At 67.5% G+C, this 22,562-nt stretch carries 22 protein-coding genes and 1 pseudogene; 15 read left to right on the top strand and 8 right to left on the bottom strand.

Translation table 11 applies throughout. The features are described 5' to 3' along the window. Nucleotides 1–95: 95 nt before the first annotated feature. Entirely contained in the window at nucleotides 96–827 is a 732-nt protein-coding gene (locus DFI_RS16270) for a FadR/GntR family transcriptional regulator (protein WP_027463844.1), read from the bottom strand. Nucleotides 828–1,211: 384 nt separating this feature from the next. Between DFI_RS16270 and DFI_RS16265 the strand changes: the two genes are divergently transcribed. From DFI_RS16265 to DFI_RS16210, 12 genes are all read left to right on the top strand, one after another. Continuing rightward, nucleotides 1,212–2,369, top strand: a complete 1,158-nt coding sequence (locus DFI_RS16265; RefSeq protein ID WP_027463845.1) for an ABC transporter substrate-binding protein — start codon at nucleotides 1,212–1,214, stop codon at nucleotides 2,367–2,369. Nucleotides 2,370–2,373: 4 nt separating this feature from the next. After that, nucleotides 2,374–3,285 (top strand): carbohydrate ABC transporter permease, encoded by a 912-nt coding sequence (locus tag DFI_RS16260; RefSeq protein WP_027463846.1) that lies wholly within the window; start codon nucleotides 2,374–2,376, stop codon nucleotides 3,283–3,285. Beyond that, nucleotides 3,282–4,154 carry a carbohydrate ABC transporter permease gene (locus DFI_RS16255; protein WP_244940380.1) on the top strand — a complete coding sequence of 291 codons (873 nt, stop codon included), beginning with the start codon at nucleotides 3,282–3,284 and terminating at the stop codon, nucleotides 4,152–4,154. Before DFI_RS16260 ends, DFI_RS16255 begins: the two co-directional genes overlap by 4 nt. Nucleotides 4,155–4,270: 116 nt before the next feature. After that, the gene (locus DFI_RS16250; RefSeq protein ID WP_081425958.1) at nucleotides 4,271–5,236 is read left to right on the top strand and encodes a dihydrodipicolinate synthase family protein; all 966 of its coding nucleotides are present in this window, start codon (nucleotides 4,271–4,273) and stop codon (nucleotides 5,234–5,236) included. Nucleotides 5,237–5,285: 49 nt separating this feature from the next. Continuing rightward, complete coding sequence (locus DFI_RS16245) at nucleotides 5,286–6,194, top strand: ribokinase (protein ID WP_043779168.1); 909 nt, start codon at nucleotides 5,286–5,288, stop codon at nucleotides 6,192–6,194. 57 nt (nucleotides 6,195–6,251) lie between these two features. Beyond that, nucleotides 6,252–7,862, top strand: coding sequence for a fucose isomerase (locus DFI_RS16240; protein WP_027463849.1), 1,611 nt, complete (start codon nucleotides 6,252–6,254; stop codon nucleotides 7,860–7,862). Then, complete coding sequence (locus tag DFI_RS16235) at nucleotides 7,859–9,370, top strand: FGGY-family carbohydrate kinase (RefSeq protein WP_043779170.1); 1,512 nt, start codon at nucleotides 7,859–7,861, stop codon at nucleotides 9,368–9,370. The genes DFI_RS16240 and DFI_RS16235 overlap by 4 nt, the downstream gene beginning before the upstream one ends. Before the next feature lie 204 nt (nucleotides 9,371–9,574). Then, nucleotides 9,575–10,135 carry a YdeI/OmpD-associated family protein gene (locus DFI_RS16230; RefSeq protein ID WP_027463851.1) on the top strand — a complete coding sequence of 187 codons (561 nt, stop codon included), beginning with the start codon at nucleotides 9,575–9,577 and terminating at the stop codon, nucleotides 10,133–10,135. A 79-nt stretch (nucleotides 10,136–10,214) separates the two neighbouring features. Then, the gene (locus DFI_RS16225; protein WP_027463852.1) at nucleotides 10,215–11,492 is read left to right on the top strand and encodes an MFS transporter; all 1,278 of its coding nucleotides are present in this window, start codon (nucleotides 10,215–10,217) and stop codon (nucleotides 11,490–11,492) included. A 268-nt stretch (nucleotides 11,493–11,760) separates the two neighbouring features. After that, nucleotides 11,761–12,114 carry an ArsR/SmtB family transcription factor gene (locus DFI_RS16220; protein ID WP_027463853.1) on the top strand — a complete coding sequence of 118 codons (354 nt, stop codon included), beginning with the start codon at nucleotides 11,761–11,763 and terminating at the stop codon, nucleotides 12,112–12,114. Between the two features lie 68 nt (nucleotides 12,115–12,182). Continuing rightward, nucleotides 12,183–12,707: an SRPBCC domain-containing protein gene (locus DFI_RS16215; RefSeq protein WP_027463854.1), complete on the top strand. Its 525-nt coding sequence runs from the start codon at nucleotides 12,183–12,185 to the stop codon at nucleotides 12,705–12,707. Between the two features lie 197 nt (nucleotides 12,708–12,904). Continuing rightward, complete coding sequence (locus DFI_RS16210; protein WP_027463855.1) at nucleotides 12,905–13,294, top strand: DUF3060 domain-containing protein; 390 nt, start codon at nucleotides 12,905–12,907, stop codon at nucleotides 13,292–13,294. A gap of 172 nt (nucleotides 13,295–13,466) precedes the next feature. Here DFI_RS16210 and DFI_RS20845 read toward each other — a convergent pair whose 3' ends face one another. The 5 genes and pseudogenes from DFI_RS20845 to DFI_RS21055 form a co-directional block, all read right to left on the bottom strand. Further along, nucleotides 13,467–14,069, bottom strand: coding sequence for a GNAT family N-acetyltransferase (locus DFI_RS20845; RefSeq protein WP_244940379.1), 603 nt, complete (start codon nucleotides 14,067–14,069; stop codon nucleotides 13,467–13,469). A 21-nt stretch (nucleotides 14,070–14,090) separates the two neighbouring features. After that, nucleotides 14,091–14,414: pseudogene (locus DFI_RS21085) on the bottom strand (GNAT family N-acetyltransferase); the annotation flags it as partial. 183 nt (nucleotides 14,415–14,597) lie between these two features. Then, nucleotides 14,598–14,840, bottom strand: a complete 243-nt coding sequence (locus DFI_RS16200; protein ID WP_027463857.1) for a hypothetical protein — start codon at nucleotides 14,838–14,840, stop codon at nucleotides 14,598–14,600. A 160-nt stretch (nucleotides 14,841–15,000) separates the two neighbouring features. Further along, nucleotides 15,001–15,888: a GNAT family N-acetyltransferase gene (locus DFI_RS16195; RefSeq protein ID WP_051308159.1), complete on the bottom strand. Its 888-nt coding sequence runs from the start codon at nucleotides 15,886–15,888 to the stop codon at nucleotides 15,001–15,003. A 132-nt stretch (nucleotides 15,889–16,020) separates the two neighbouring features. Continuing rightward, a complete protein-coding gene (locus DFI_RS21055) occupies nucleotides 16,021–16,380 on the bottom strand; it encodes a hypothetical protein (protein ID WP_338030645.1) in 360 nt (119 codons plus the stop codon). A gap of 113 nt (nucleotides 16,381–16,493) precedes the next feature. Between DFI_RS21055 and DFI_RS20840 the strand changes: the two genes are divergently transcribed. Beyond that, nucleotides 16,494–17,297 (top strand): VLRF1 family aeRF1-type release factor, encoded by an 804-nt coding sequence (locus tag DFI_RS20840; protein ID WP_338030644.1) that lies wholly within the window; start codon nucleotides 16,494–16,496, stop codon nucleotides 17,295–17,297. Between the two features lie 108 nt (nucleotides 17,298–17,405). Here DFI_RS20840 and DFI_RS16185 read toward each other — a convergent pair whose 3' ends face one another. Then, the gene (locus DFI_RS16185) at nucleotides 17,406–17,750 is read right to left on the bottom strand and encodes a hypothetical protein (RefSeq protein ID WP_155864588.1); all 345 of its coding nucleotides are present in this window, start codon (nucleotides 17,748–17,750) and stop codon (nucleotides 17,406–17,408) included. A 479-nt stretch (nucleotides 17,751–18,229) separates the two neighbouring features. Between DFI_RS16185 and DFI_RS16180 the strand changes: the two genes are divergently transcribed. Continuing rightward, the gene (locus DFI_RS16180) at nucleotides 18,230–19,147 is read left to right on the top strand and encodes a manganese catalase family protein (RefSeq protein ID WP_022802477.1); all 918 of its coding nucleotides are present in this window, start codon (nucleotides 18,230–18,232) and stop codon (nucleotides 19,145–19,147) included. A 268-nt stretch (nucleotides 19,148–19,415) separates the two neighbouring features. Further along, nucleotides 19,416–20,522, top strand: coding sequence for a GGDEF domain-containing protein (locus DFI_RS16175; RefSeq protein ID WP_027463859.1), 1,107 nt, complete (start codon nucleotides 19,416–19,418; stop codon nucleotides 20,520–20,522). A gap of 140 nt (nucleotides 20,523–20,662) precedes the next feature. Here DFI_RS16175 and DFI_RS16170 read toward each other — a convergent pair whose 3' ends face one another. Then, nucleotides 20,663–22,426 (bottom strand): hypothetical protein, encoded by a 1,764-nt coding sequence (locus DFI_RS16170; RefSeq protein WP_027463860.1) that lies wholly within the window; start codon nucleotides 22,424–22,426, stop codon nucleotides 20,663–20,665. Nucleotides 22,427–22,562 lie beyond the last annotated feature (136 nt).

Here is a 22,562-nt window from a genome sequence, read left to right as displayed (position 1 = left end):
CCCGGCCGCTTCCCACCCTGATGCCGGTGAGTGGGGCTCTCCCCGGGGAATGACGGAGGGCTTCACTCGTTTCGCTTCCCTACCGGGCCTCGCGCTCAGGCGGTGCCGTCCTCCCGCACGGGATTGAGCCAGTCACCCAGGGCCTGGAGGTTCTCCTGGGCGCGGATCAGGTGCCGCTGAACGGCGTCCTGCGTGGCCGCAGGATCACGCCGTTTGAGGCCGTCGTAGATGGCCCAGTGGAAGACCTGGGCCTGCTGGGCTGCGCCAGGCTTGAGAATCGTCTGCTGGAACCCGACCTTGAGCAGTTCATGCACCGGCTCCAGCAGTTTGGCCAGGATGGCGTTTTTTCCGCCCTGGATCAGGGCGACGTGAAATTCCGCGTCGAGTTCGGAGAATCGGTCGGGGTCGTCCAGGTACTGATCCATGGTGCGCAGCAGCGACTCCATGTGACCCAGGTCGCGGTCGCTCATGCGGGTGGCCGCCAGCCCGGCCAGCTTGACCTCGAAGACCATGCGGGCTTCCAGGAGTTCGGCCTGGACGGTGTAGAAGGACGAGCCCCGGCCGAGGTGCATCAGGACCTGCGGGTCCATGGGGTTCCAGCGATGGGCGGGGTTGACGGTGGTGCCGCGGCCCTGCTGAATCTCGATCAGTCCTTTTTCGGCCAGCACCTTCATCGCTTCGCGGATCACGACGCGGCTCACGTCGAACTCTTCGGCCAGTTCGGCCTCCTTCGGAAGCCGTGAGAGGGGGGGGACGTGTCCGGTTACGATCCGACGCGTCAGTTCCGACTGCACCAGGTGGCGGCGACTGAGGCTTTTGGTGGTCACGCCCTCAGCTTATGTCACCGCCCCCCACTTTGTCGAGAAAGATATGATCTATCCGCCTGGACCTGTCCAGGCCAACCTCCAGTGAGAAGGCCTTCCCGAACGGCATTCATTCGACTGCACCCGGTCAATTGTTTGACAAGGGTGCCTCCATCCCGTATATAAAGATAGTACGTTTAAATCGTTGCCGCTGAAGTCGTCGGTGTCGGACCGGGGTCATCCGCTCTGGATCACCCACGTCCCTTCCTGTTTCCGGGGGTTTGTATGAAGCGTTCTTTCTTGTCCATTACCGCTGCTCTGACACTGTGCACTGTGGGGGTCACCTCCACAGCTCAAGCCCAGAAATTCGACTGGAAATCCCAGAGAGGTAAGACCATTTCCGTCAGCGTGGTCAAGAGCCCCTGGTCGGACATCCTGCAAGACCGGCTGGGCGAATTTGAGAAGCTCAGCGGCATCAACGTGAACCTGAGCGTGCTTCCCGAGCAGCAGGCCCGGCAGAAGCTCGCCATCGACTTTGCGTCCGGCGGGCGCACGGTCGACGTGTTCGATTCCAGCCTGACCGTCGAAAAAGCCCGCTTCGCCCAGGCTGGCTGGTACGAACCCCTCAACAAGTACATGGTCGCCGGCAAGCTCGACCCCACCTACCGCTTCGACGACTTCTTCACGTCCGCCCGCACGGCCGTGAAAACCCAGGACGGCAGCATCATCGGCCTGCCCTGGAAAGCGGACGTCCAGGTGCTGTACTACCGCAAGGATCTGTTCGCGCAGGCCGGCCTCAAGGTGCCGACCACCCTCGACGAACTCGAGGCCGCCGCCGCGAAACTCCACGTTCCCGGGAAGATGTACGGCTACGCGGCCCGCGGATTGAAAAATGCCAACGCCTACACCTTCGCGTTCCCCCTGCAGGCCTTCGGTGGCCGGTGGGTGGACGGCAAGGGCAACTCCACGGTGAACAACGCCCAGGCGGTCAAGGCCCTGAACTGGTACAGCAGCATGCTGAAGAAGTTCGCCCCGCCCAGCGTCATCAGCTACAACTGGAGCGAGGTGCTGGGCCTCTTCCAGCAAGAGCAGCTCGCCATGTTCAACGACGGGATCGGCTTCGCCGTGCAGCTTGAAGACAAGAGCATGTCCAAGGTCGCCGGGAAGGTCGGGTATGCCGTGCTGCCCGGACGCCTGGCCCCCGCCACCTACAACGCCCTGGCGATGTCCTCGCGCAGTGGCAACAAGGACGCGGCGTTCCTGTTTATGCAGTGGGCCACGAACCGCGCGTTCGACAAGTTCCTGGTGGAGCACGGCGTGACCTCACCAAGGCAGTCGAGCTGGACGACCGCCACCAACAAACCCCTCGAGACCATTCCCTGGGCCAAGACGTACTTCGACGCGCTGAAAGTCGCCAAGCCGGCCTTCCCGGAAGTGCCCCCCGTGCAGGAGATGCGCGACACCGTCGGCATCGCCATCGTGCAGGCCATTCAGGGCGCGGCGTCCAAACCGGCCCTGGACCAGGCCAACCGCGACTTCCAGTCCGCGCTGAACAGCGCCAAGTAACGCGATGACCACGTCGCCCCTGCCTGGCCCTCCCCGCCGGCGCCTGAGGCGCGGGCCGGCCGCTCCGGTCCTGTTCGTTCTGCCGGCCCTGCTGCTGACCCTCGTCGTGATTGCCTTCCCGCTGGGCTACACCCTGTACCAGTCGATGACGAACTGGGTGATCACCAGCCCCAACCCCCCCAAGTTCATCGGGCTGGCCAACTACGCGGAGTTGCTGCAGGACGCCCGCGCGCTGCAGTCGCTGGGCCGGACGCTGCTGATCACGGTGTGCTCCGTGAGCCTGCAGATGGTGCTGGGCGTGGCCATGGCGCTGGTCATGAACAAACACTTCTTCGGACGCGGCCTGTTCCGGACCCTGGCCCTGTTCCCGGTCGTGGCGACGCCCGTGGCGATCTCCCTGATCTTCGTGACGATGATGAATCCCCAGACCGGGGTTCTGAACCACTTCCTGACCTCCCTGGGCCTGAACGCCCAGCAGTGGATCTACGCTGAGAAGAGCGTGCTGCCGGCGCTGATCCTGGTCGACACGTGGCAGTGGACCCCGTTCGTGATGCTGATCGCCCTGGCCGGGCTCGCCACCCTGCCCAGCGAGCCGTACGAGGCCGCGAAGATCGACGGGGCCAACGCTTGGCAGACCTTCTGGGGCATCACGCTGCCGATGCTGATGCCCTCGCTGTTCGTGGCGCTGCTGTTCCGGGCGATCGACACCCTGAAGCTCTTCGACACCATCTACGCGATGACGCAGGGCGGTCCCGGGACCGCTTCCGAGACCATCAACCTGTACCTGTACACCCTGAGCTTCAACTACTTCCGCATGGGGTACGCGTCCAGCATGGTCATCGCCCTCCTGGTGCTCGTCCTCGGGATCACGCTGCTGCTGATCCGCGCCCGGAAACTCGCGGAGGACCGCTCATGACCGTCACCGAAGTCCGCTCCACGGCCGCGGCCGCGCCCCGCCGCAAGACCCGGGCCCATCCCCTCCTGGCGCACGTCCTGCCCCTGCTGGTCTCGGCGTTTTTCATCGTGCCGATCGTGTTCGTCTTCTACTGGATGGTGTCGATGTCATTCCAGACGCAGGTGGAAATCAGCGCCAGCCCACCCACCTTCTGGTCCGCGCAGCCCACCACCGAGTGGTACAGCCAGCTGATGCGCCGGATGCCCTTCTTGCAGTACACCTGGAACAGCCTGGTGGTGGGCGTGTGCGCCACGACCATCGGCCTGGCCATCGGCCTGCCGGCCGCTTACGCCATCGCCCGCTGGCGGCTCACGAAACTCAGCACGCTGTTCCTGATCACGCGCATCACGCCGGCCATCAGCTTCCTGATTCCCTGGTACATCATCGCCAAACGGCTGGACCTGGGTGACTCGCTCGTCATCATCACGCTGCTGCACATCACGATCACCCTGCCGCTGATCATCTGGATCATGATCGGGTTTTTCGAGGCCCTGCCGCCGGACCTCGAGCAGGCCGCCACCGTGGACGGCTGCAACGCCTGGCAGTCCTTCGCCCTGGTGGCCGTTCCCCTGGTCAAGCCGGGCATCGTGGCCGCGGTCATCCTGGCGTTCATTCAGTCCTGGAACAACTTCCTGTTCGCCGCGGTGCTGGGCGGTCCCGGATCGCAGACGCTGCCGGTGACGGTGTACGGCATGCTGAGCTTCGAGCAGGCCAACTGGGGCCCGCTGGCCGCGGCCGCCACGCTGGTGTGCCTGCCCGTGATCGTGGGCACCATCTTCTTCCAGCGCCAGCTGGTCGAGGGCCTGACCGCCGGCGCCATGAAGGGCTGAGGCCCTCTTCCCCGCCTCTTCCCGTTCGCGCGGGACCATCCCTGCCCCCTGCCCAGCAGCCAGGCGTGGTCCCGCCTGTTCGTCCGCCCCTTTCCCCATGCCCTCCAGAGGTCCTTATGCCCCATACGACTCCGTCCGATTTTCACGTTCGTGGCCTGGTGGTCCCGATCGTCACCCCGTACTCCCCGCACGGCGACCTGGATCTCGCGCAGGCCGAGGCGCTGGCGCGGTTCTACGCCAGTCAGGGGGTGCCCGCGCTGTTTCCTGGCGGCACGACCGGCGAGTTCGCCCTGCTGACGCTGAATGAGCGCGAAGCCCTGCTGGAGGCGGTCGTCCGCGGCGTCCAGTCCAGCGGGAACACGGGCACGCAGATCATCGCCCATACCGGCGCCGCAACGCTGGACGAGGTGCTGAGGCTCAGCCGGCACGCTCAGGCGCAGGGGGTGCCGGCCGTGGCGGTCGTCACACCCTACTACTACGCTTACGAAGACGCGGCCCTGCTGGCGTTCTACCAGGCGGTCTGCCGGGCCCTGCCCGGGCTGGCGGTGTACGCCTACACCATCCCCCAGCGGGCCGGTAACTCCATGTCGCCGGCGAGCGTGGCCGAGCTGGGCCGCGAGCCCAACTTCGCGGGCATCAAGGATTCCAGCGGCGACATGCACCGTCTGCTGGCCCTGACCGAAGTGCCCGGACTGAGCGTGCTGGCGGGCGCGGACGACCTGTGCTTCCCGTTCATGACCAGCGGCGGGGACGGCCTGGTGTCCGGACCGGGCGGCGTGGTGCCGGAACTGTTCCTGGCCTTCTTCGCCGCGCTGAGCGCCAATGACACCGGCCGGGCGCTGACGCTGGCCCGGCACATCCGGGAATTCAGCCGGATCATCCGGGGCGGCGGCCGGATCGATTACCTGAAAGCCGGCCTGGACTGGCGGGGCCTGACCAACGGCCCGTCGCGTCCGCCGCTGCCGAACCTGACCGCCGAAGAGCGGCGCAGCCTGACGCAGCAGCTCGACCGCTTCGCCCAGGACCTGGATGCCGATGGGGTGACGCTGAGTGGCGCCGCCCGCCAGGACGCGGCGGTCTGACGGCCCGCATGACGCCCCCCAGCGCGCTTTTCAGCCCAGCCCGCCAGGCATGCGGGGCCGCCGCGTGATCATGGTGGCCGGGAGTCTCAACATGGATTTCGCCGTGCACGTGAAGGCCCTGCCGGCCCCGGGGGAAACGGTGACGGGCAGCCCGTACCTGGTCAGCCCCGGGGGCAAGGGCGCCAACCAGGCCGTCGCCTGCGCCCGCGCCGGTGCGGCGGTGAAGTTTGTCGGCTGCGTCGGCGCGGACGCCCATGGAGACACACTGCAAAAGGCCCTGCAGGCCGACGGAATCGACACGGCGCACCTGCGGCGCGTGAACGCGCCGACCGGCGCCGCGTTCGTCACCGTCGCGGCCAGCGGGGAGAACGCCATCGTCGTGTCCGGCGGAGCGAATCACGCCCTGGACGGTTCCGACCTCCCGGAGCTGACCGGCGTCACCCACCTGATCCTCCAGCTGGAAAGTCCGCTGCCGGCCGTCTGCGCCTTCGCTCAGGCCGCGCAGGACGCCGGGGTGCACGTCACCCTGAACGCCGCGCCTGCTCAGGCGCTTCCGGACAGCCTGCTCCACCTGGTGGACCTGCTGGTCGTGAACGCCGGTGAACTTGCGGCGCTCGGCGCCGCCCAGACCGGGCTGGACCTTGAGGGACAGCTCGAAGCGCTGGCGGGCCGGGGGCCGCGTGCCATCGTGGTCACCCTGGGGGAAGACGGCGCCGCGTGCTGGTCGGACGGCCGGGTTCAACGCACGGCGGCCTTCGGCGTCCAGGCGGTGGATACGACCGGCGCCGGCGACACCTTCGTAGGCGTCCTGGTGGCCTCCCTGCCCTTGATGCCTCTGGCCGCTGCCGTCCGGCGGGCCTCTGCCGCGGCTGCCCTGAGCTGCACGCAGCCTGGCGCGCAGCTCAGCATGCCGTTCTCACCGGCTATCGACCGGCTTGCCAGCACGGCAACACTCTGAATTCCCTGGTGCGCCGAGTGGGCGCGCCGCCCGGTTGTCCGGGCGCTGGAGAACCGTATGACGATGTCCCCGCTTCCTTTGACTGAAGCCTACCTGGTCGCCAGTGGCGACATGCGCCTCGCCGCGAACCAGCAGTGCTGGCCGGCGCAGGTCCAGATGGAGACGCAACTGACGCAGGCCCTGGCGGCCCTGGGGGTGCAGGTCACCCGGGCGCACGGGACCGACCCCGAGGAGGGCCACGGCTTCATCTCGTCGCAGCGCATGGGGATGGACGTGTTCCAGCGCATTCCCAAGGACGCGCCGGTAATTGTCGCCGAAGCGGTGTGGCAGTACAGCCACCATGTCCTCGCCGGGCTGCGCGCGCACCGCGGCCCGGTCCTGACCGTGGCCAACTGGAGCGGGCAGTGGCCCGGCCTGGTGGGGCTGCTCAATCTCAACGGCAGCCTCACGAAGATGAACGTCCCCTACAGCACGCTGTGGAGCGAGGACTTCCAGGACGAGTTCTTCGTGTCCCGGCTCGCCGAATGGGTGCAGACCGGCCGGGTGACGCACGACCGGTCGCACATGCGGCCCTTTTCCCCTCAGGAAGTGCCCGAGGCTCACCGGGCGCTCGGCACGCAACTGGCCGAGGCCCTGCGGGAGCGTCAGGCCATCCTCGGCATCTTCGACGAGGGATGCATGGGGATGTACAACGCGGTGATCGACGACGAACTGCTCAATCCCCTCGGGCTGTACAAGGAGCGCCTCAGCCAGTCCGCCCTCTACGCCGCCATGCAGCAGGTCACCGACGCGGAAGCCCAGGCGGCCCTCGACTGGCTGCTGGAGCGCGGCATGCGTTTTGCCTGGGGAGACGACCCGGCCACCGAACTGACCCGCGCGCAAACCCTGGACCAGCTCCGGATGTACGTGGCCGCCGTGCGCATCGCCGCACAGTTCGGCTGCGACGCCATCGGCATCCAGTATCAGCAGGGCCTCAAGGACCTCGCCCCGGCCAGTGACCTCGCCGAAGGTCTCCTGAACAACCCCGAGCGGCCCCCGGTGTACGACCCGAGAACCGGGGCGGAACTGTACGCCGGCGAGGCCCTGCCGCACTTCAACGAGGTCGATGAGGGCGCGGCCGTCGACGGCCTGCTGACGCATCAGGTGTGGACCGCTCTGGGCCTGAACCCGGCCAACACCCTGCATGACCTGCGGTGGGGTGAGGACCACCAGGGCCGGTTCGTGTGGGTGTTCATGATCTCCGGCGCCGCGCCCGCCGCGCATTTCAGCAGTGGGTACGCGGAGGCCTCCAGCGAGCGTCAGCCGCCCATGTTCTTCGCGCAGGGGGGCGGCACCCTCAAGGGAGAAAGCCGGCCAGGGGCCCTGGTGTGGTCGCGCGTGTACGTCAGGGGCGGCCGGTTGCACCTGGACGTGGGCCTGGGCGAGGCGGTCTCGCTGCCTGAGGCAGAAGTGCAGCGCCGCTGGGCCATGACCACGCCGCAGTGGCCGATCATGAACGCGGTGCTGGAGGGGGTCAGCCGGGACCAGATGATGGCCCAGCATCAGGCCAACCACATCCAGGTGGCGTATGCGCCCAGCCGCGACGAGGCCCTGCAGGCCCTTCAGGTGAAGGCCGCGATGATGGACGCGCTGGGCGTCACCGTCCACCTCTGCGGACTGCCGGCATGACCGCGCCCGGCCCGCTGCTGCTCGGCCTGGACGTCGGCACCTACTCCAGTAAGGGCGTGCTGGTCACGCCGGACGGGGACATTGTCGCCCAGCACGTCGTGGCGCACGAGATGTCCATGCCTGCCGCCGGGCATGTGGAACAGGACGCCGACGCGGTGTGGTGGGCCGACACGCAGTCCCTGATCCGGTCGCTGCTGCAGGACGTGGACCCCGCCCGCGTGGCCGGGGTCGCCTGCAGTGCCATCGGCCCGACCTTGCTGGCGCTGGACGCCGAGGGCCGGCCCCTGAGGCCGGGCATCCTGTACGGCGTGGACACGCGCGCCGGCAGGCAGATCGACGCGCTGAATGCCGAGCTCGGCGAGGACGCAATCTTCCGTCACAGCCAGATGGCCCTGACCAGCCAGGCGGTCGGGCCAAAGATCCGCTGGCTGCGCGAACACGAGCCCGGCGTGTGGGCGCGGACGCGCACCCTCACCACCGCCAGCAGCTACCTGGTCTACCGCCTGACCGGCCGGCACGTTATGGACCACCACACCGGGGCGCACTTCATGCCGCTCTACGAGCCCAGGACGCAGCAGTGGTCGGACACCTACCGCAGGTCGGTCCTGGGGGACCGGGACCTCGACCTCCTTCCCGAACTGGCCTGGAGTGACGAGAAGGCCGGTGAGGTGAGTGCCGAAGCGAGCCGGCTGACTGGGCTGCGCCCGGGCACCCCGGTGGCGGTGGGCACCGTGGACGCCCTGGCCGAGGCGATCAGCGTCGGCGCGACCGGGCCGGGTGACCTGATGCTGATGTACGGCTCCACCACCTTCTTCGTGCTGGTGCAGCCCTCGCCCACCCCGGACCCGAGGGTGTGGTCGGTGGGAGGCGCGTTCCCCGGCCAGGTCAACCTCGCGGCGGGCATGGGCACCACCGGCAGCCTGACCCGCTGGCTGGTGGACGAGTTCGCCCGGGAAGTCCCGACGGAGCAGGCGTACGACGCGCTGTTCACCGAGGCAGCCGACCTGCCCCCGGGCGCCGACGGCCTGTTGATGCTGCCCTACTTCAGCGGGGAGCGCACGCCCATCAACGATCCCCAGGCGCGGGGCGTCATCGCGGGGCTTCGGTTGTCGCACACGCGCGCCCACCTGTTCCGCGCGGCCCTGGAAGGCGTCGGCTTCGGGATCCGCCACAACCTGGAGACCTTCGCCGACCTCGGCGCCCAGATCCGCCGCGTGGTCGCCGTGGGCGGCGGAACGAAGGGCCGCCACTGGCTGCAGATCGTCAGCGACATCACCGGCGTGGCGCAGGAAATGACCCGCGTCACCCTGGGCGCCAGTTACGGCGACGCGTTCCTCGCCGGCCGCGCCGCCGGCCTGCTGGCGCACGAGGACCTGCAGACGTGGATGAAGCCGCAGGCACCTGTCCTGCCTGACGCGCAGAGGAAGGCCGCGTACGACCGGCTCTACCCGCTCTACCGCGAGCTGTACACCGCCACCCGGCCGGTCGTTCACCAGCTTCCCGCCTGACACTCCAGAAAACAGCTGGCATCTGGTGTCGCTGCCCCGGCGCGCACTCCGGGTCATGGCGCAGGTCAAGCCGACCTCTGCCCGGGGTCAAGACCGGGAACGGTATCCTGGGACCGATCATGTGGTCACGCGGCGTCCGGATGCACCCCTCGCGCACTCCCAGGGTGCGGTGAGTGAACCCGTGTGAGCAAGGGGGAAGGCGTGATGTCTGAGGCCCTGGTCTTCGAAACGCCGGATCACCTGTGGCGCTGGTTGGAGCAGCATCACGCCGATCAGCCGGAACTCTGGGTCCGGGTGTTCAAGAAGGCCTCCGGGACGCCGTCCGTGACGTGGGACGACCTCGTGGTCACGGCTCTCTCCTGGGGCTGGATCGACGGGCAACGCCGGGCGCTGGATGAGGTGTCGTTCCTGCAACGCCTCACGCCCCGCCGGCCACGCTCGCTGTGGTCCGCCCGCAACTGCGCCATCGCCGGGCGCCTGATCGAGGAAGGCAGGATGCAGCCGCCCGGTCTGGCGCAGGTTCAGGCCGCCCGGGAGGACGGCCGCTGGGACCGGGCGTACGCGGGTGGCGCGGCCATGACGCTCCCGGGTGACCTGCTGGACGCTGTGCAGCGGGAGCCGGGAGCGCAGCGGACGCTGGAGACACTCAGCCGGGCCCAGCAGTACTCGATCTACCACCGACTCCAGACCGCCCGGACCCCCGAGCTCCGGCAGCGGCGACTGGAGGCCATCCTGAAGCAGCTCGTGGGCGGCACGCCGCCCTGACCGACGACGGCCTTGAGAATGCGCCGTTCCCACCGGGCCGGAGGCGCCCGCGTCGGCTACACTGACGCGGTTTCCCGGTATGACGACCCCTCCTGTGCCAGCTGACGCCTTCGCGTCGCTCCGATTCGCGGATTTCCGGCGGCTCCTCGTGGCGTCGGCCAGTGCCTCGTTCGCGGGCACGGCCTTCTCGGTCGTGATCGGGTACCAGGTGTACGCGCTCACGCAGAGTCCCCTCGTCCTCGGCCTGCTGGGCGTCGCCACGGCGCTGCCCACGCTGAGTCTGGCGCTGCTGGGCGGACACTACGCCGACCGGCTGGACCGCCGCCGCATCCTGTTGGTGACGAGGGCCCTGCTGGTGCTCAGCGGTCTGGCGTTCGCCACGCTGTCGCTGGCAGGCCCGGCGACTCCGGTCGCTGGCCTTTTCCTGCTGGTCGTGCTGATGGGGTTCGCCCGGGGCTTCGGGGATCCGGCGTCCAGCGCTTTCGAAACCCGGATCGTGCCGGCCGGGGCGTACGTAAACGCGTCGGCCTGGCTGGGCAGCGTGGGCCAGGTGGCCGGCATCATCGGGCCGGTGCTGGCCGGGCTGTTCCTGACCCGGTTCGAGCCGAGCGGCACGTACGGGTTGATGGCCGCGCTGTATGCCGCGTCCTGGCTCGCCCTCCTCCGGATGCCGCCCATTCCCCCGGTGGGCGTGCCCACCGGGGAGGGCCGTCGGGCGAGCATCAAGGCGGGCCTGCGGTTCGTGCGGGCGGACCCGGTGCTGTTCGGGTCCATGGCACTGGACCTGCTCGCGGTGCTGTTTGGCGGCGCGATCGCCCTGCTGCCCGTGTTCGCGACGGACCTCCTGCACGTGGGGCCGGGCGGCCTGGGCGCGCTGATGGCGGCGCCCTCCGCCGGCGCCCTGGTCGTGATGCTCTGGATGACCCGCCGGCCGCCGCTGCGGCGGACCGGCGTGTGGCTGGTGCTGAGCATCGCGGGCTTCGGACTCAGCATGCTGCTGTTTGCGGTGTCCAGGACGTTCTGGCTGTCATGGCTGGCCCTGGCGTTCAGTGGTGTGTTCGACGGAGTGAACATGTTGATCCGCCGCGCGATTGTGCGGACGCGCACCCCGGACCAGATGCGGGGACGGGTGGCGGCGGTGAGCCTGGTGTTCATCGGCACGAGCAACGAGATCGGCGCGCTGGAAAGCGGCGTGGCATCACACTTCCTGGGGGTCGTGCGGGCCACGGTGCTGGGCGGCGTGCTGACCCTGGCCATTGCCGGGGGGGCCGCTTGGCGATGGCGCGACCTGATGGCCTGGGAATTACAGAACGAGCGGCCTCCGACCGGGTCCGGAGAGGCCCAGGAAGGTGTCTGAGGGACCGTCGGTAAGTGGCCGGCAACTGGGCCGACCCTCGGGTGAAGCGGGCTGAGGAGCCTGGGCGGTGCAGGCTGAGTATGGGGGGTAAAGGCGCGGCGGCCGGAGGGCTCACCAGGTGACTCGGGTCGCCTGGCTTTTCTGAACGGGAACTGCCGCTGCTGAGTAGATAAGAAACCAGATTTCTCTCGGCACTATATATCCCTTGACAGGAATATTCTCTTTAGGGTATACTTGTTTCTGTAGGAAGCGACCGGGAGGTGGACGGATGGATCACGCAACGCTCAGTGCACTGGCCGAACCCACCCGGCTCCAGATGGTCGAGCTTCTCGTCAGGCAGCCGCTGACCGTTGGAGAGATCGCCACGCAGCTCGGCATCCGCCAGCCGCAGGCCTCCAAGCACCTGCGCGTCCTGAACGACGCCGGCATCGTCGAGGTGCAGGCAGTCGCCAATCGCCGCATCTACCGCCTGCGGGCCGAACCCTTCCAGAATCTCGACCGCTGGCTCGTCACCTACCGGCAACTCTGGGAAGACCGGTTTGACCAGCTGGAACGCTACCTGGCACAGCGCCAGCAGACTCCCGCACCGGGCACAGGGCCCGAAGAGGAGGACCCGACCTGACCCCCTGAACGGCCCACCCCTTCCCGCACCCGCTCACCGCCAACGTTCCCCACCCAGGAGGCCCCACCATGACCAGCACCGTTTCCCCCATGACCTCACGAATCGAAGCCGGGAAAGAACTGATTCTGGAACGCGTGTTTCAGGCGCCGCGCGAACTCGTGTTCGAGGCCTTCTCGAGCGCCGAGCACCTGCGCCAGTGGTGGGGGCCGCGCGGCTGGACGATCCCGCACTGCACCGTGGACTTCCGCCCGGGCGGAAAATGGCACTACTGCATGAAATGCGTCGACGAAAGCCAGGGGGAGTTCTACGGCATGGAATCCTGGGGGCTGGGCATCTACCGTGACATCGACGCTCCAGCGCGCATCGTGTACACCGACTACTTCTCCGACGCCGAGGCCACCATCAACGAGGCCATGCCCCCCACCCTGTCGACGCTGATCTTCGAGGAGGTCGACGGTGGAACGCGGGTCACCAACCACGCCCTGTACGACACGGAAGAAGGCCTGAAGACGGTCATGGACATGGGCATGCTCCAGGGCGTCACGGAAACCTGGGACCGCCTCGCCGAGCATCTGGCCGCACAACCGCGCTGAGCCCGCAGGCCGGAGGTCCGGGGAAACACTCTCCGTGCTTCCCTGGACGTCCGCTTTGAGGTTCCTTCAGAGGTGCCCACTGAACGGGACGGAGCCGCCGCCTCATGAGGCAGGGCTCAGGGGTGCATCTCGGCGGCGTGCGGCCCCCTTTGTGCCCCGCTCATGGTGGGTCAGATGAGCGGATCCACAGTAAGGTCATGAAAACGATGCTGTGCCTCCCCCTCCTGTGTGCGGGCGTTGCCGTGGCCCAACCGCAGGGCAGCGCGACCGTCGCAGACAGCGGCCGCATCCTCACCCTGGAGTGCTCCGGGCCCAACGACGTGATCACGGTCCGGGGAAGCAACAACTACATCACCCTCTCCGGGGCCTGCGAGCACCTCGTGGTGTACGGAAACGGCAACACCATCAACGGCACCGCAGTGCAGAAGGTCTGGCTCAAGGGGAACAACAACTTGCTCTCGTTCTGGCAGGAGCTGCCCAGCGCGTACCTCAACAACACCGGGAATGGCAACCGGTACACGGTCGGCAGCGTCTCCACCGGGACGGCCGCACCACAAAGCGCAGCGGGCCAGACCAGCGGGAAGTGAACCGGCTCATCCAGTGCCTCGTCGGTTGCCCTCCAAGGAAGAGTTTCCTGTCACCACGGCGGGGTCGCGGGTCGAGATGATCAGGGATTTCTGCGGCTCACCTGGAAGGCGCCGCGTTCTGAAGATGCGCTGTCGGCTGAGTGGGGCTGTACCGGTGGCCGGGGGGAAACATTCAGCTCCCCCGCCCCACCAAGCGCCTCAGTTTCACGACGCCGGGCACCAGGTCGTAGCCCAGACGCCGGTTCACGGCGATGATCGGCGCGTTCGAGGCGTCGTTTCCTGTGCGGACCACGCTCACGCCCCACTCTTTCGCCTTCTGCACGCTCCAGGCCTTGAGGGCCTGAGCGACGCCGCGGCCCTGCATGGCGGGAGCCACGGCTGTGAACTCGTGTTGCAGCGCCCGCCCGTCCTCATAGAACCCCAGACCGACGAGGCCAATCCAGCGGTCTGCCGTGGCCGCGATCAGCTGACCTTCCGCCCAGAACCACTCGGCATCCAGGATTTCTCGCTCGTATTCGGAGAAGGTGGGGAACTCGTCCCCGTTGCCCGGCAGCAAAGGAGCGAGGCGGCGGTTGAGTTCGTACAGGCGGCGTCTGGCCTCTGGGGTGTTGCCGGTCTCGGCAAACGAGAACAGGCGAACGCCCTCACCGGAAGCGCGGGCCACGAGCCGAGCGAGCAGGGCGTCGTCAGCCTCACTGACCTGCAGGGTCATGGTCACGAACCGCTGCACGGCGTGAAAGCCCCGCCGCGAGGCAAACGCCTCGAACTCAGGCATGCGGCCGTTCGTCCAGGTCGTCAAGGACGTGGCGCCCAATTCTTGGGCAAGGGCGAGGCACTGCTGTGTCAGCGCGGCGCCCGCCCCTTGCCGGCGCCTGCCCGGTACGACCAGTACCTCACTCTGAAACCAGCCGGAGGGGTGCCAGGCGGACCGGGCCACGTACCCGTAGCCCACCAACCGGCCCTCATCCACAGCGACGACCCGCTGCAGCGTGTCCGCACCGAGCTCGTCCCCCTGCTGTACCGCCGCGCGGTCCACAGTCGGTGACCACTGACTGACCCCGTGCAGGGCGCGGAGTTCACTCAGGTCACCGGGTTGATACGGTCGAATGGTGAGCTGCATACGCCTCCCTGAGCGCCTGGCGGCCTGTCCAGACCCGGCACCCCGCGTCCCCGGAAGCCTGTCGTACGCCGATGACGGCCAGGAGGGCATACCTTCGGCGGCAGGATCGGCAGGACGTGGCCCGAAGCGTAGCAGACGCGCCCGGGAAACCGCCTCTCGCCTGCGCAGCAAGTGGCCCGCGGTTCAGCGCAGGGAGATGAGGTCGGAGTTCCGGCTGACCTGACGGCGGAGGCGGCGCAGTGTGACCGCCAGTTGCCGTTCCGTCAGGCCTGTGACCTGACGGAGGTCCGATTCACTCAGGGCCTGGCTGGGGGTGAGGGTGAGGGCCGCGAGGACCAGAGGCTCGGCGTCATTGAGTTTGCGGGTGCACAGCCAGTACACCGCCCAGACGGGCAGGGGGCTGAGTGCCACCAGGACGAGGTCCATCACTGCGGCGCTCCTCGCTGGTCAAAGCGGCAGACGCGCTGACGCGGGGCGGGGTCACATGGGAAGCAGAACGTCCTGGAGACCATGCGGCCAGACTCACAGATGAAGATGAGGTGAATCTTACTGCCTCCTGTCCTGACCAGAACTTCATCCTCTGCCTTCAGGTCAGTGAGGTCCGACGGTAATCCACCCAGTAGCCTGTCACGTGATACCCGGCGGACTGATACAGGCCCATGGCGGCACCATTGCTTTCGCGCGTGCCGATGGTCACACCCTCCGCACCCAACCCGGCAAGGCGGCGAGTCATTTCCCGCACCAGCTGCCGCCCCAGGCCCCGCCGCCGAAACTCGGCCAGGGTCCCGACCGGCTCCAGCAGGCCGGCCCGCGACACCTCATCGAACCAGCCCAGCGCGTACGCGGCCGGTTCGCCCGCCGGGCCCACGATCACCACGTCCAGCTCCGGAAGGTAATTGGGGGCGGCACGCAGGGTCCGGTAGGCGTCCACTGTGACCCGTGACGGGTGCCACACCGCGCGGTGCAGGTCCACCCGGTCCGCTTCGCTCACGTCGGCCCGGCCCATGTCCGTGAACCTGAACCCTGCCGGCAGTGGCGCCGCGGCCAGATCTGCCGGCCCCGGCACCCGGTAAAGGCGCGCCAGCCGGTCGGTGGATGCCGGGACGTACCCGGCGCGCCGCAGGGCCTGAACGCGCGCACCGGGCATCTCGCCGGTGTAGGCATTGAAGGTTACCGGCTCGCCCGCCTTGTTTTCCGCGACCTTGATCATCTGCTGCCAGTCATCCGGAGCGAGGTCGTCGCGGCCCTGCAGCACCGCCCAGGTCGGTGGGTCGCTGAAGACGAACCCGGCCAGGTCGCCGGCCCCGGAAAAGTACAGGTCAAGCGCCCGGGCCGGATCCACCACTTCGTTCTGTCTGAGCCACCAGACGAGGTCACCGGGGTGCATGTAGGCGCTGTGGGCATGGCGGCCCAGCCAGTCCAGGAGGAAGGGCAGGTCCGCCGCGGACTGGTACGGCCGGTGAGTCAGGGACATGGCCTGAGCCTAGTGCCCTGGTGCGGCCTGCTGGAAAGTGGGGATCGACCAGACCGCAAGATGGCACTTCTTCCTGTCCAGACCGCTCAGGACGGTCGGGTCAGCCCACATGGGCATGACTCTTCACCAAAGTCATGGTCTGGTGCTGAAAGCGATGACGTGCCCTTGACCCTGTTCATGCGCGGTCACACCAGCCGTCCGGACAATTGAGGTCAGTTCTGAAAGGAGTTCACTATGATTCCCGTCACTGCACTTCGCCGGATTCAGGCCCTCCCGGAGGACGCCATGGTGCTCATGGCCGTTCTCAATGACAACCCTTCCCTTCCCGACAACGAGGGAAACGGCTTCCAGACCCGCGTAAAACAGCGAATGAACGACGAGGGCGTGCCGCCCAGCGTCATGAATCAGGTGCTGGAGGACCTCTCGGCCGCCCGGCGCAGCAGCGGCCGGAGCAGGCTGTACGTGGTCGGCGCGGACCTGTTCGAACGGCATGAGATCCAGGCGGACCTGCCTGAACGCGTGCACTACGGCCGCCCACTGAAGTCCCTGCTGGCGGGCATCCTGGAGGTGCTGCCGACCGCGGCAGTCCTGGCAGTGGACCGGGAGTGGGCGCGCCTGTTCCTCCTGCGGCAGAACGAGCTGACCGAGGTGCGCCGCGAAGAGAACGTCCGGATCGACGATGGCGACCGCTGGGACACCATCGTTTCGGCACCCGGCACGTGCCCGGCGCGCCAGGAAGCGGCGGGGCCGGCCGCGGGCAGCCCGGGAGTGGCCCACGCAGCGACAGCGGCACGGACCTGTTCGAGAACCGTGAAGCGGCCATGCAGCAGCGCTTCTACAACCGCATCGTGGCGGAACTGACCGATCTGATGGCCCAGCGGGACATCCGGCAGCTGATCCTGGTGGGCCCGGTTCAGCGTGTGGCGGAGTTCAAGGCGGAAATTCCGGCGACGGCGCCGTTCGAACTCATCGGCGAGACCAACGTGACGGGCGGTGCCGGCTGGGTCAACCCCGCAGACATCCTGGAAAAGATTCAGCCGATGCTTCACGCCCACCGGGAGGCGACCGAACAGGCCCTTCTGGACCAGATCCAGGAACGCGGGGTGATGGAGATGGAACCGGTCCTGGAGATGCTGCAGCAGGCCCGCCTGTACCAGCTGGTCATCCCGGAGGACGGCTCGGACGTGCACGTGTACCGCAGCAACAACCGTGACGTGCCGTACTTCACGAGCCGCAAGGACGTGCCGCACAGTCCCCTGGACGACAGCGTGATGGAACGCGTGACCCTAGAAGAACTCCTGCCGGACCTGATCGACCTGTACGGCATCGAGGTCCGCCGCGTGCATGGCGACCACGCCCAGCGGCTGGTCCGGGAATTCGGCGGTCTCGCTGCCCTCCCCCGCTACTGATGGTCTGAGCCTGCACCGGCACGGAAGGGATTTCACGCTGAAGAGGCGGTCAGCCCCTGCATCCCATGCTTTCCTCGCCTGGCCTGCCCGCCGGCCCATCACCGAGACTCAGCCGAGGAACACCAGGGCCTGCAGGGCGAAAAGCAGCGCCCCGCCTACAGCGGGCACCACCACCTGCTGCAGAGGAATGCGGCCTTGCAGATGACCCTGGCCCAGGCGCGCCTTCGAAAATGCCTCCACGCGGCCTCCAGGGGTGCCGGCCTCGCCCATGCCGATGGCACCGGCAATCAGGAGCAGCAGGTACCCGCCCCACTCCAGTGACCGGTTCACCACCGCGGCGCTGAGCTCCCCCCGGTTCACGCTCTGAACGGCGAGCACCACCAGGAATGACAGCAGTGCGCTGCTCAGGGCCCAGCCCAGCAGTTCTCCCATCCGGCTCAGTCTTGATTGCATGTCTCCCTGAGGTACGCGTGGAAAGCGGTGGGGGTTCCAGAGCCTTTTGCTTCTGAGGCCCCGGACGAGACGGAAGCATTCAGGGATGGGCGCGCATATCTGGGGAATATTCCAGCCTCCTCCTGTGTCCACGTCCGGGCTCCCTGCCGGCCTTTTCAGCGCCAAGCTCCCTCCATTGCTCCGTCCCAATACCTCAAAGGGTGCGTGGGGCAATCGCGCAGAAGCCTACTTCTTGTCGTGGGTCGGGAAGCCCTAAACCAGCGTATGAGCGCAGGACGAACTTCATGGGATGAGGATCGCCTGAACGAGGATTGGCCTGCTGCTTACGCGGCCCCTCGATTTTTCCCTGAGCCCTTCATCCCTTCGGGTGACAGGCCCAGGCGAGGCCATCCAGCATAGGCGGGGACTCCCCACGGTACAGAGCGTCAGGACGAATCCACGGTCACGGGGCCCACCGCCTTCTTTCCAAGGAGATTGCCATGTTCCTCCGCATCGACAAACTTCAGTTCGAGCTGCCGCTCCCGAAGGAAGCGAATCCCAACGGAGCCGCTTCCGTGCAGGAACTCATGGGGGGGCGCTTCGGCGAGATGTCCACCCTGATGAACTACATGACGCAGTCGTTCAACTTCAGGGGAAAGACGACGCTCGCTCCCTATTACGAGCTGATCGCCAACATCGCCGCCGAGGAACTCGGGCATATCGAGCTGGTGGCCGCCACCATCAATGCTCTGCTGGCCGGTCCGGAGCCCGTTCCGCAGGAAGAGCCGGTGGACCCGACCACACATCCCTTCTCCTACGCGCAGGACGTGCGGTACACGAAACACTTCATCGCCGGTGGTCCGGGCACCATGATCGCCGACTCGCACGGCAAGGCCTGGTCAGGGGATTACGTCTACTCCAGCGGCAACCTCATGCTTGACCTGACGCACAACTTCTTCCTGGAAGGCGCGGCCCGGCACAACAAGCTGCGGGTGTACGAGATGGTGGACGACCCGACCGCCAGGGCGCTCGTGGGCTACCTGCTTGTCCGCGGCGGCGTGCACCAGATCGCCTACGCCAAGGCACTGGAAAGCCTCTCGGGCGTGAACATGGAAAAACTCCTTCCGATGCCGAACATTCCGACCCACCTGATCCCCGAGTCGAAGGCGGTCATGGACCGCGGCCTTCATCAGATTCTGTACCGGTTCAGCCCGGACGACTACCAGCACCTCGGGGCCATCTGGAACGGCACGCATCCAGAGGACGGGTCACCCGTGCGGGTCGGTGAGTACACCGAGATTCCCGGCGGGAACCTGATGGACGGCGGGCACGATTCGGCTGCCTTCTCGCCGGACTGGGACATGGAGGAGATCCGTCAGATCGCCCAGAAGCTGCACGACAAGGCCCGCCTCCGCTAGCGGTGGGTTGATCGGCCATCACCCGAACTCGTGGAGGGAAGGCACCATTGCGGGCGGCAAGACAGGGGTTCGCATCAAGAGGGTGTGGGGGAGCACGCGGTCGTTCGCGGTCATACCAATTTGGCTAGCGCCCACCCAGGCTGGTCGCCTCCTGAACGTTAGTAACCGGAGCTCAGGGATTAGGCCCACGTTTTCACCCCCGGTTCATGAACGATCGCTCGCAGGTGTGAATGTGAGGTTTTTTACACGGCCTGCCCTACGCTGATGTATGGCTGACTGGTCAACGTTCGATCCCCTGATTCACAACGTGGCCCTGCTCGCCGCCGGCGTGATGGCCATCAGCCTCACCTACCAGCCAGGCCCCAGGCCGCGGCCTGACCTCTGGCTGGCCCTGCGCTACCTGCTCGCCGTTCTGCTGGGCATGTACCTGACCTCCAACGGCATCGTCCTGTCCGACGATCTGCGTTTCGACTTCCGGGCCGTGATCATCGCCGTCGTCGCCCGGCGCCACGGACTCCTGCCCGCCCTGCTGGTCGTTCTTCCCCTGAGTCTGTACCGGGCCAGTCTCGGCGGCAGCGGAATGGGATGGGGCATGCTCCAGATGACCCTCATCGCCCTGCTCGGCTCTCTCGGAATCGGCTGGAAACGCATCGACCTCTCCTTCGACGACGAGTCCCCCGCCCAGCGGTGGTGGCGGTCATTCACCCTCTTTGCCACCGTCAACCTCACCCTCTTTCCGGCCGCCTACCTGGCCGGCCAGCCGCTGTCAGAAGCAGTGCTGCTGTACGCCGGCACCAGCATCCTCGGCGCCGTGGGACTGTTCATGTCGTGCGAGATCCTCCAGGCGCGCCTGGAGACCCTGGCCCACACCACGCACCTGCGGCACCTGGCCAGCGTGGACAGCCTCACCGGATGTTTCAACCGTCGGCAGTTCGACGCCGACTTCGTCACCCCCCATCCCTCCCGCAGAAGCTTCCTGCTGATGATGGACCTCGATCACTTCAAGCGCATCAACGACACGTTCGGTCATGACACGGGGGACCGGGTGCTGGTGGCCCTGGCCGACACCCTGAGGGAAAGCACGCGCTCCAGTGACTGCCTCTACCGCCTCGGAGGGGAGGAGTTCGCCGTACTGCTGCACGACAGCACCCTCGACGACGCGCACGAGGTGGCCGAACGGATCCGGCATGCCGTAGAGACCACCGTCGCCCGGAGAGCAGGGCTGCCAGGCGAGCGCATCACTCTTTCCGGCGGGCTGGTGGCAGTGCAGGGTGACCGCCACCAGGTGCTGCAGGAAGCTGACGGACACCTCTACGCCGCGAAGGACGGCGGCCGTAACCGCATTCACCGGCAGGTCACGGTCGTGCACGCCTGAGCGGTCACCCGACACCGAAGATCAGGCAATGCATGAAAAACGGTCACTCGCGAACGAGTGACCGTCAACAGCTTCGTGGGGCCTCATGGACGCGAACCTACAGGCAGGACCGCCTCAATCCGGACGCTCCAGACGGGGACTCAGGGACCCACTTCGCCGGGCACCGGGTAGAAGACCAGCGACACCGGCAGGAAAGACCCACCCGACGGAATGAAGCTCATGCGGAACACCCTGGAAGGGGTCCGCCAAAGCATCAGCGGAGCGTCGCCGTTGGTGAGCACGCCGGAGCCCGGAATGCGCAGCACCTGACGTTCGGAGCCGTCCTCCACCACCATGCCGCCCCGGTACTGACCGCCGCGGGGCGCGAACGACGCGACGGTGCTGGTCCCAGGCACGGTGTTCTCCACGGTGATGTCGTACTGCACGCCGTAATTGCCACTGAGGCGCTGCGGCGCGCCGGTCATCGCGTCGACGCCGAGCAGCGGCGGGTCACTCGTGTTGTCACCCAGCGTGAGCCGGCCGGGTTCGGCGCCCAGACGGACCGTCAGGCTCCGCACGGCGCCGGGGAACGTGCCGCGCTGGTGCTGGGCGTCGGGCGCCAAGTGCGGCAGCGTGGACAGGGTGGCGTCCGTGAGGGGGCGGCCGTCTTCGAGCATGACCACGCTGATCTGCGCTTCGCCGGTGATCTGGAGGTCCAGCATCACCTTGGCGCCCTGTTCAGGCGCCAGCAGCGGACTGGTGTACAGGGCCGTGAGGCCCTGCGCGGGAAGATCCTGCCGGGCCCGGCCGGCGGAGGTGAGGAAGTCGAGCACACTGACCTGGCCCAGCACGCTCTCCATCCGCGTGCCGCCGGCGCTGCCTTCCCGGAGAACCTGCACGCCCCCGCCAGCGCCACGGGCCTGGGCAAGAACCAGCAGGCGGGCCGGCCGGCCGAGGCGGTTCAGGTGGTAGGCAACCACCCGGACCCGGCCGGACGCCCGGTCCTGGTACAGCACGCCGCTCTGGGTGGGCGCCTCGGGGGAGTCGCTGAAGATCAGGGGGTAAGACGTGGTGGCCTGTGTGACCGCCGGCAGGGCCGGGTAGGCAGGGTTGCGGGTGTCCTGGAACGTCGAGCCGATCGGCGAGCTGCGCAGGGCGTAAGACAGTGGTGAGGCCAGCGGCGCCCCCTCGACGCGGATCACGCGGGTGTACGGCGCGCTCGTGCGGCCCTTTGTGTTCGTGACGACCAGGGTGATGCGGTGCTCGCCTGGCGTGAAGTACACGTCACTCATGCCTTCCCACTTCCGGGCCAGGTTCAGGCCGTCCGGATCGAAGGAAAAATCGGTGAACGTGACGCGCTCCCCGGGGGCGTAGACGGACTTGTTGGTGGCGAAACGGGCCTCGGGCGCCCCGGCAACGGCGGCCGTCTGGGGCGTGGGCGTGACGACCGGCACCGGCTGGGACGGCGCCGCGACCGGCAGCGAAGGACCGGGGTTCGGCGGCGCGGCAGGCACGCCGAGAATGGCGACTCCGCCTCCGGGTCGGGTGACGAGCTGGCCGTCCAGGGCGTAGGCGAGCAGCTTGGCGTCGACCAGCGGGTCACCGCTGGCAGGAATGACGAGGGGGCCGGCGTAGGGCACGCCGTCGATGGTCATGCTGCGGTTGCTCGTCTGGATCACGAGCCGACCAGCCTGAATCAGCGTGCCGGTCACCTGCACCGGCCGGCCCAGCAGTCCCGCCGTTTCGCGCACGGGAAGCAGCAGGGTGCCCCCCGACACCTGGGGGGGTGTGCGCAGGGTCAAGGTCCGGCTGCCGGCGGTGACGCTGCCCGTGGGCGAAATCAGCAGATCCGTGCCGGCAGCGGAAACGGGTGCGGACGACAGGGTCAGCAGCAAGCAGAGGCAGGCGGTCCGGGAGAACTTCACGTGGCCCAGTATCGCCACGGCTCCCTGACGCTCTCTGCGTTTGCGACGCAGGATCTTCACTCAATCTTCACTCAGCAGGTCGGAGGCGCGACGCCACCTCGCCGTTTGCGGGTGCTGCCTGTCAGTCAAGTCGGGC

Source organism: Deinococcus ficus (genome assembly GCF_003444775.1).
In the GTDB taxonomy this organism is placed as follows: domain Bacteria; phylum Deinococcota; class Deinococci; order Deinococcales; family Deinococcaceae; genus Deinococcus; species Deinococcus ficus.
The sequence above is the reverse complement of the archived record's forward strand: the minus strand, read 5'-3'. Positions and strand labels throughout refer to the sequence as shown.

Excerpts from the sequence above, each read along its gene's own strand:
- DFI_RS16260 (WP_027463846.1), top strand. The coding sequence starts at position 2,374 with ATGACCACGTCGCCCCTGCCTGGCCCTCCCCGCCGGCGCCTGAGGCGC.
- DFI_RS16225 (WP_027463852.1), top strand. The coding sequence starts at position 10,215 with ATGACGACCCCTCCTGTGCCAGCTGACGCCTTCGCGTCGCTCCGATTC.
- DFI_RS16255 (WP_244940380.1), top strand. The coding sequence starts at position 3,282 with ATGACCGTCACCGAAGTCCGCTCCACGGCCGCGGCCGCGCCCCGCCGC.
- DFI_RS16210 (WP_027463855.1), top strand. The coding sequence starts at position 12,905 with ATGAAAACGATGCTGTGCCTCCCCCTCCTGTGTGCGGGCGTTGCCGTG.
- DFI_RS16200 (WP_027463857.1), bottom strand. The coding sequence starts at position 14,840 with ATGGACCTCGTCCTGGTGGCACTCAGCCCCCTGCCCGTCTGGGCGGTG.
- DFI_RS16175 (WP_027463859.1), top strand. The coding sequence starts at position 19,416 with ATGGCTGACTGGTCAACGTTCGATCCCCTGATTCACAACGTGGCCCTG.
- DFI_RS16180 (WP_022802477.1), top strand. The coding sequence starts at position 18,230 with ATGTTCCTCCGCATCGACAAACTTCAGTTCGAGCTGCCGCTCCCGAAG.
- DFI_RS16195 (WP_051308159.1), bottom strand. The coding sequence starts at position 15,888 with ATGTCCCTGACTCACCGGCCGTACCAGTCCGCGGCGGACCTGCCCTTC.
- DFI_RS16220 (WP_027463853.1), top strand. The coding sequence starts at position 11,761 with ATGGATCACGCAACGCTCAGTGCACTGGCCGAACCCACCCGGCTCCAG.
- DFI_RS16250 (WP_081425958.1), top strand. The coding sequence starts at position 4,271 with ATGCCCCATACGACTCCGTCCGATTTTCACGTTCGTGGCCTGGTGGTC.
- DFI_RS16245 (WP_043779168.1), top strand. The coding sequence starts at position 5,286 with ATGCGGGGCCGCCGCGTGATCATGGTGGCCGGGAGTCTCAACATGGAT.
- DFI_RS20845 (WP_244940379.1), bottom strand. The coding sequence starts at position 14,069 with ATGCCTGAGTTCGAGGCGTTTGCCTCGCGGCGGGGCTTTCACGCCGTG.
- DFI_RS21055 (WP_338030645.1), bottom strand. The coding sequence starts at position 16,380 with ATGCCGTTCGAACAGGTCCGCGCCGACCACGTACAGCCTGCTCCGGCC.
- DFI_RS16240 (WP_027463849.1), top strand. The coding sequence starts at position 6,252 with ATGACGATGTCCCCGCTTCCTTTGACTGAAGCCTACCTGGTCGCCAGT.
- DFI_RS16235 (WP_043779170.1), top strand. The coding sequence starts at position 7,859 with ATGACCGCGCCCGGCCCGCTGCTGCTCGGCCTGGACGTCGGCACCTAC.
- DFI_RS16185 (WP_155864588.1), bottom strand. The coding sequence starts at position 17,750 with ATGCAATCAAGACTGAGCCGGATGGGAGAACTGCTGGGCTGGGCCCTG.
- DFI_RS16215 (WP_027463854.1), top strand. The coding sequence starts at position 12,183 with ATGACCAGCACCGTTTCCCCCATGACCTCACGAATCGAAGCCGGGAAA.
- DFI_RS16230 (WP_027463851.1), top strand. The coding sequence starts at position 9,575 with ATGTCTGAGGCCCTGGTCTTCGAAACGCCGGATCACCTGTGGCGCTGG.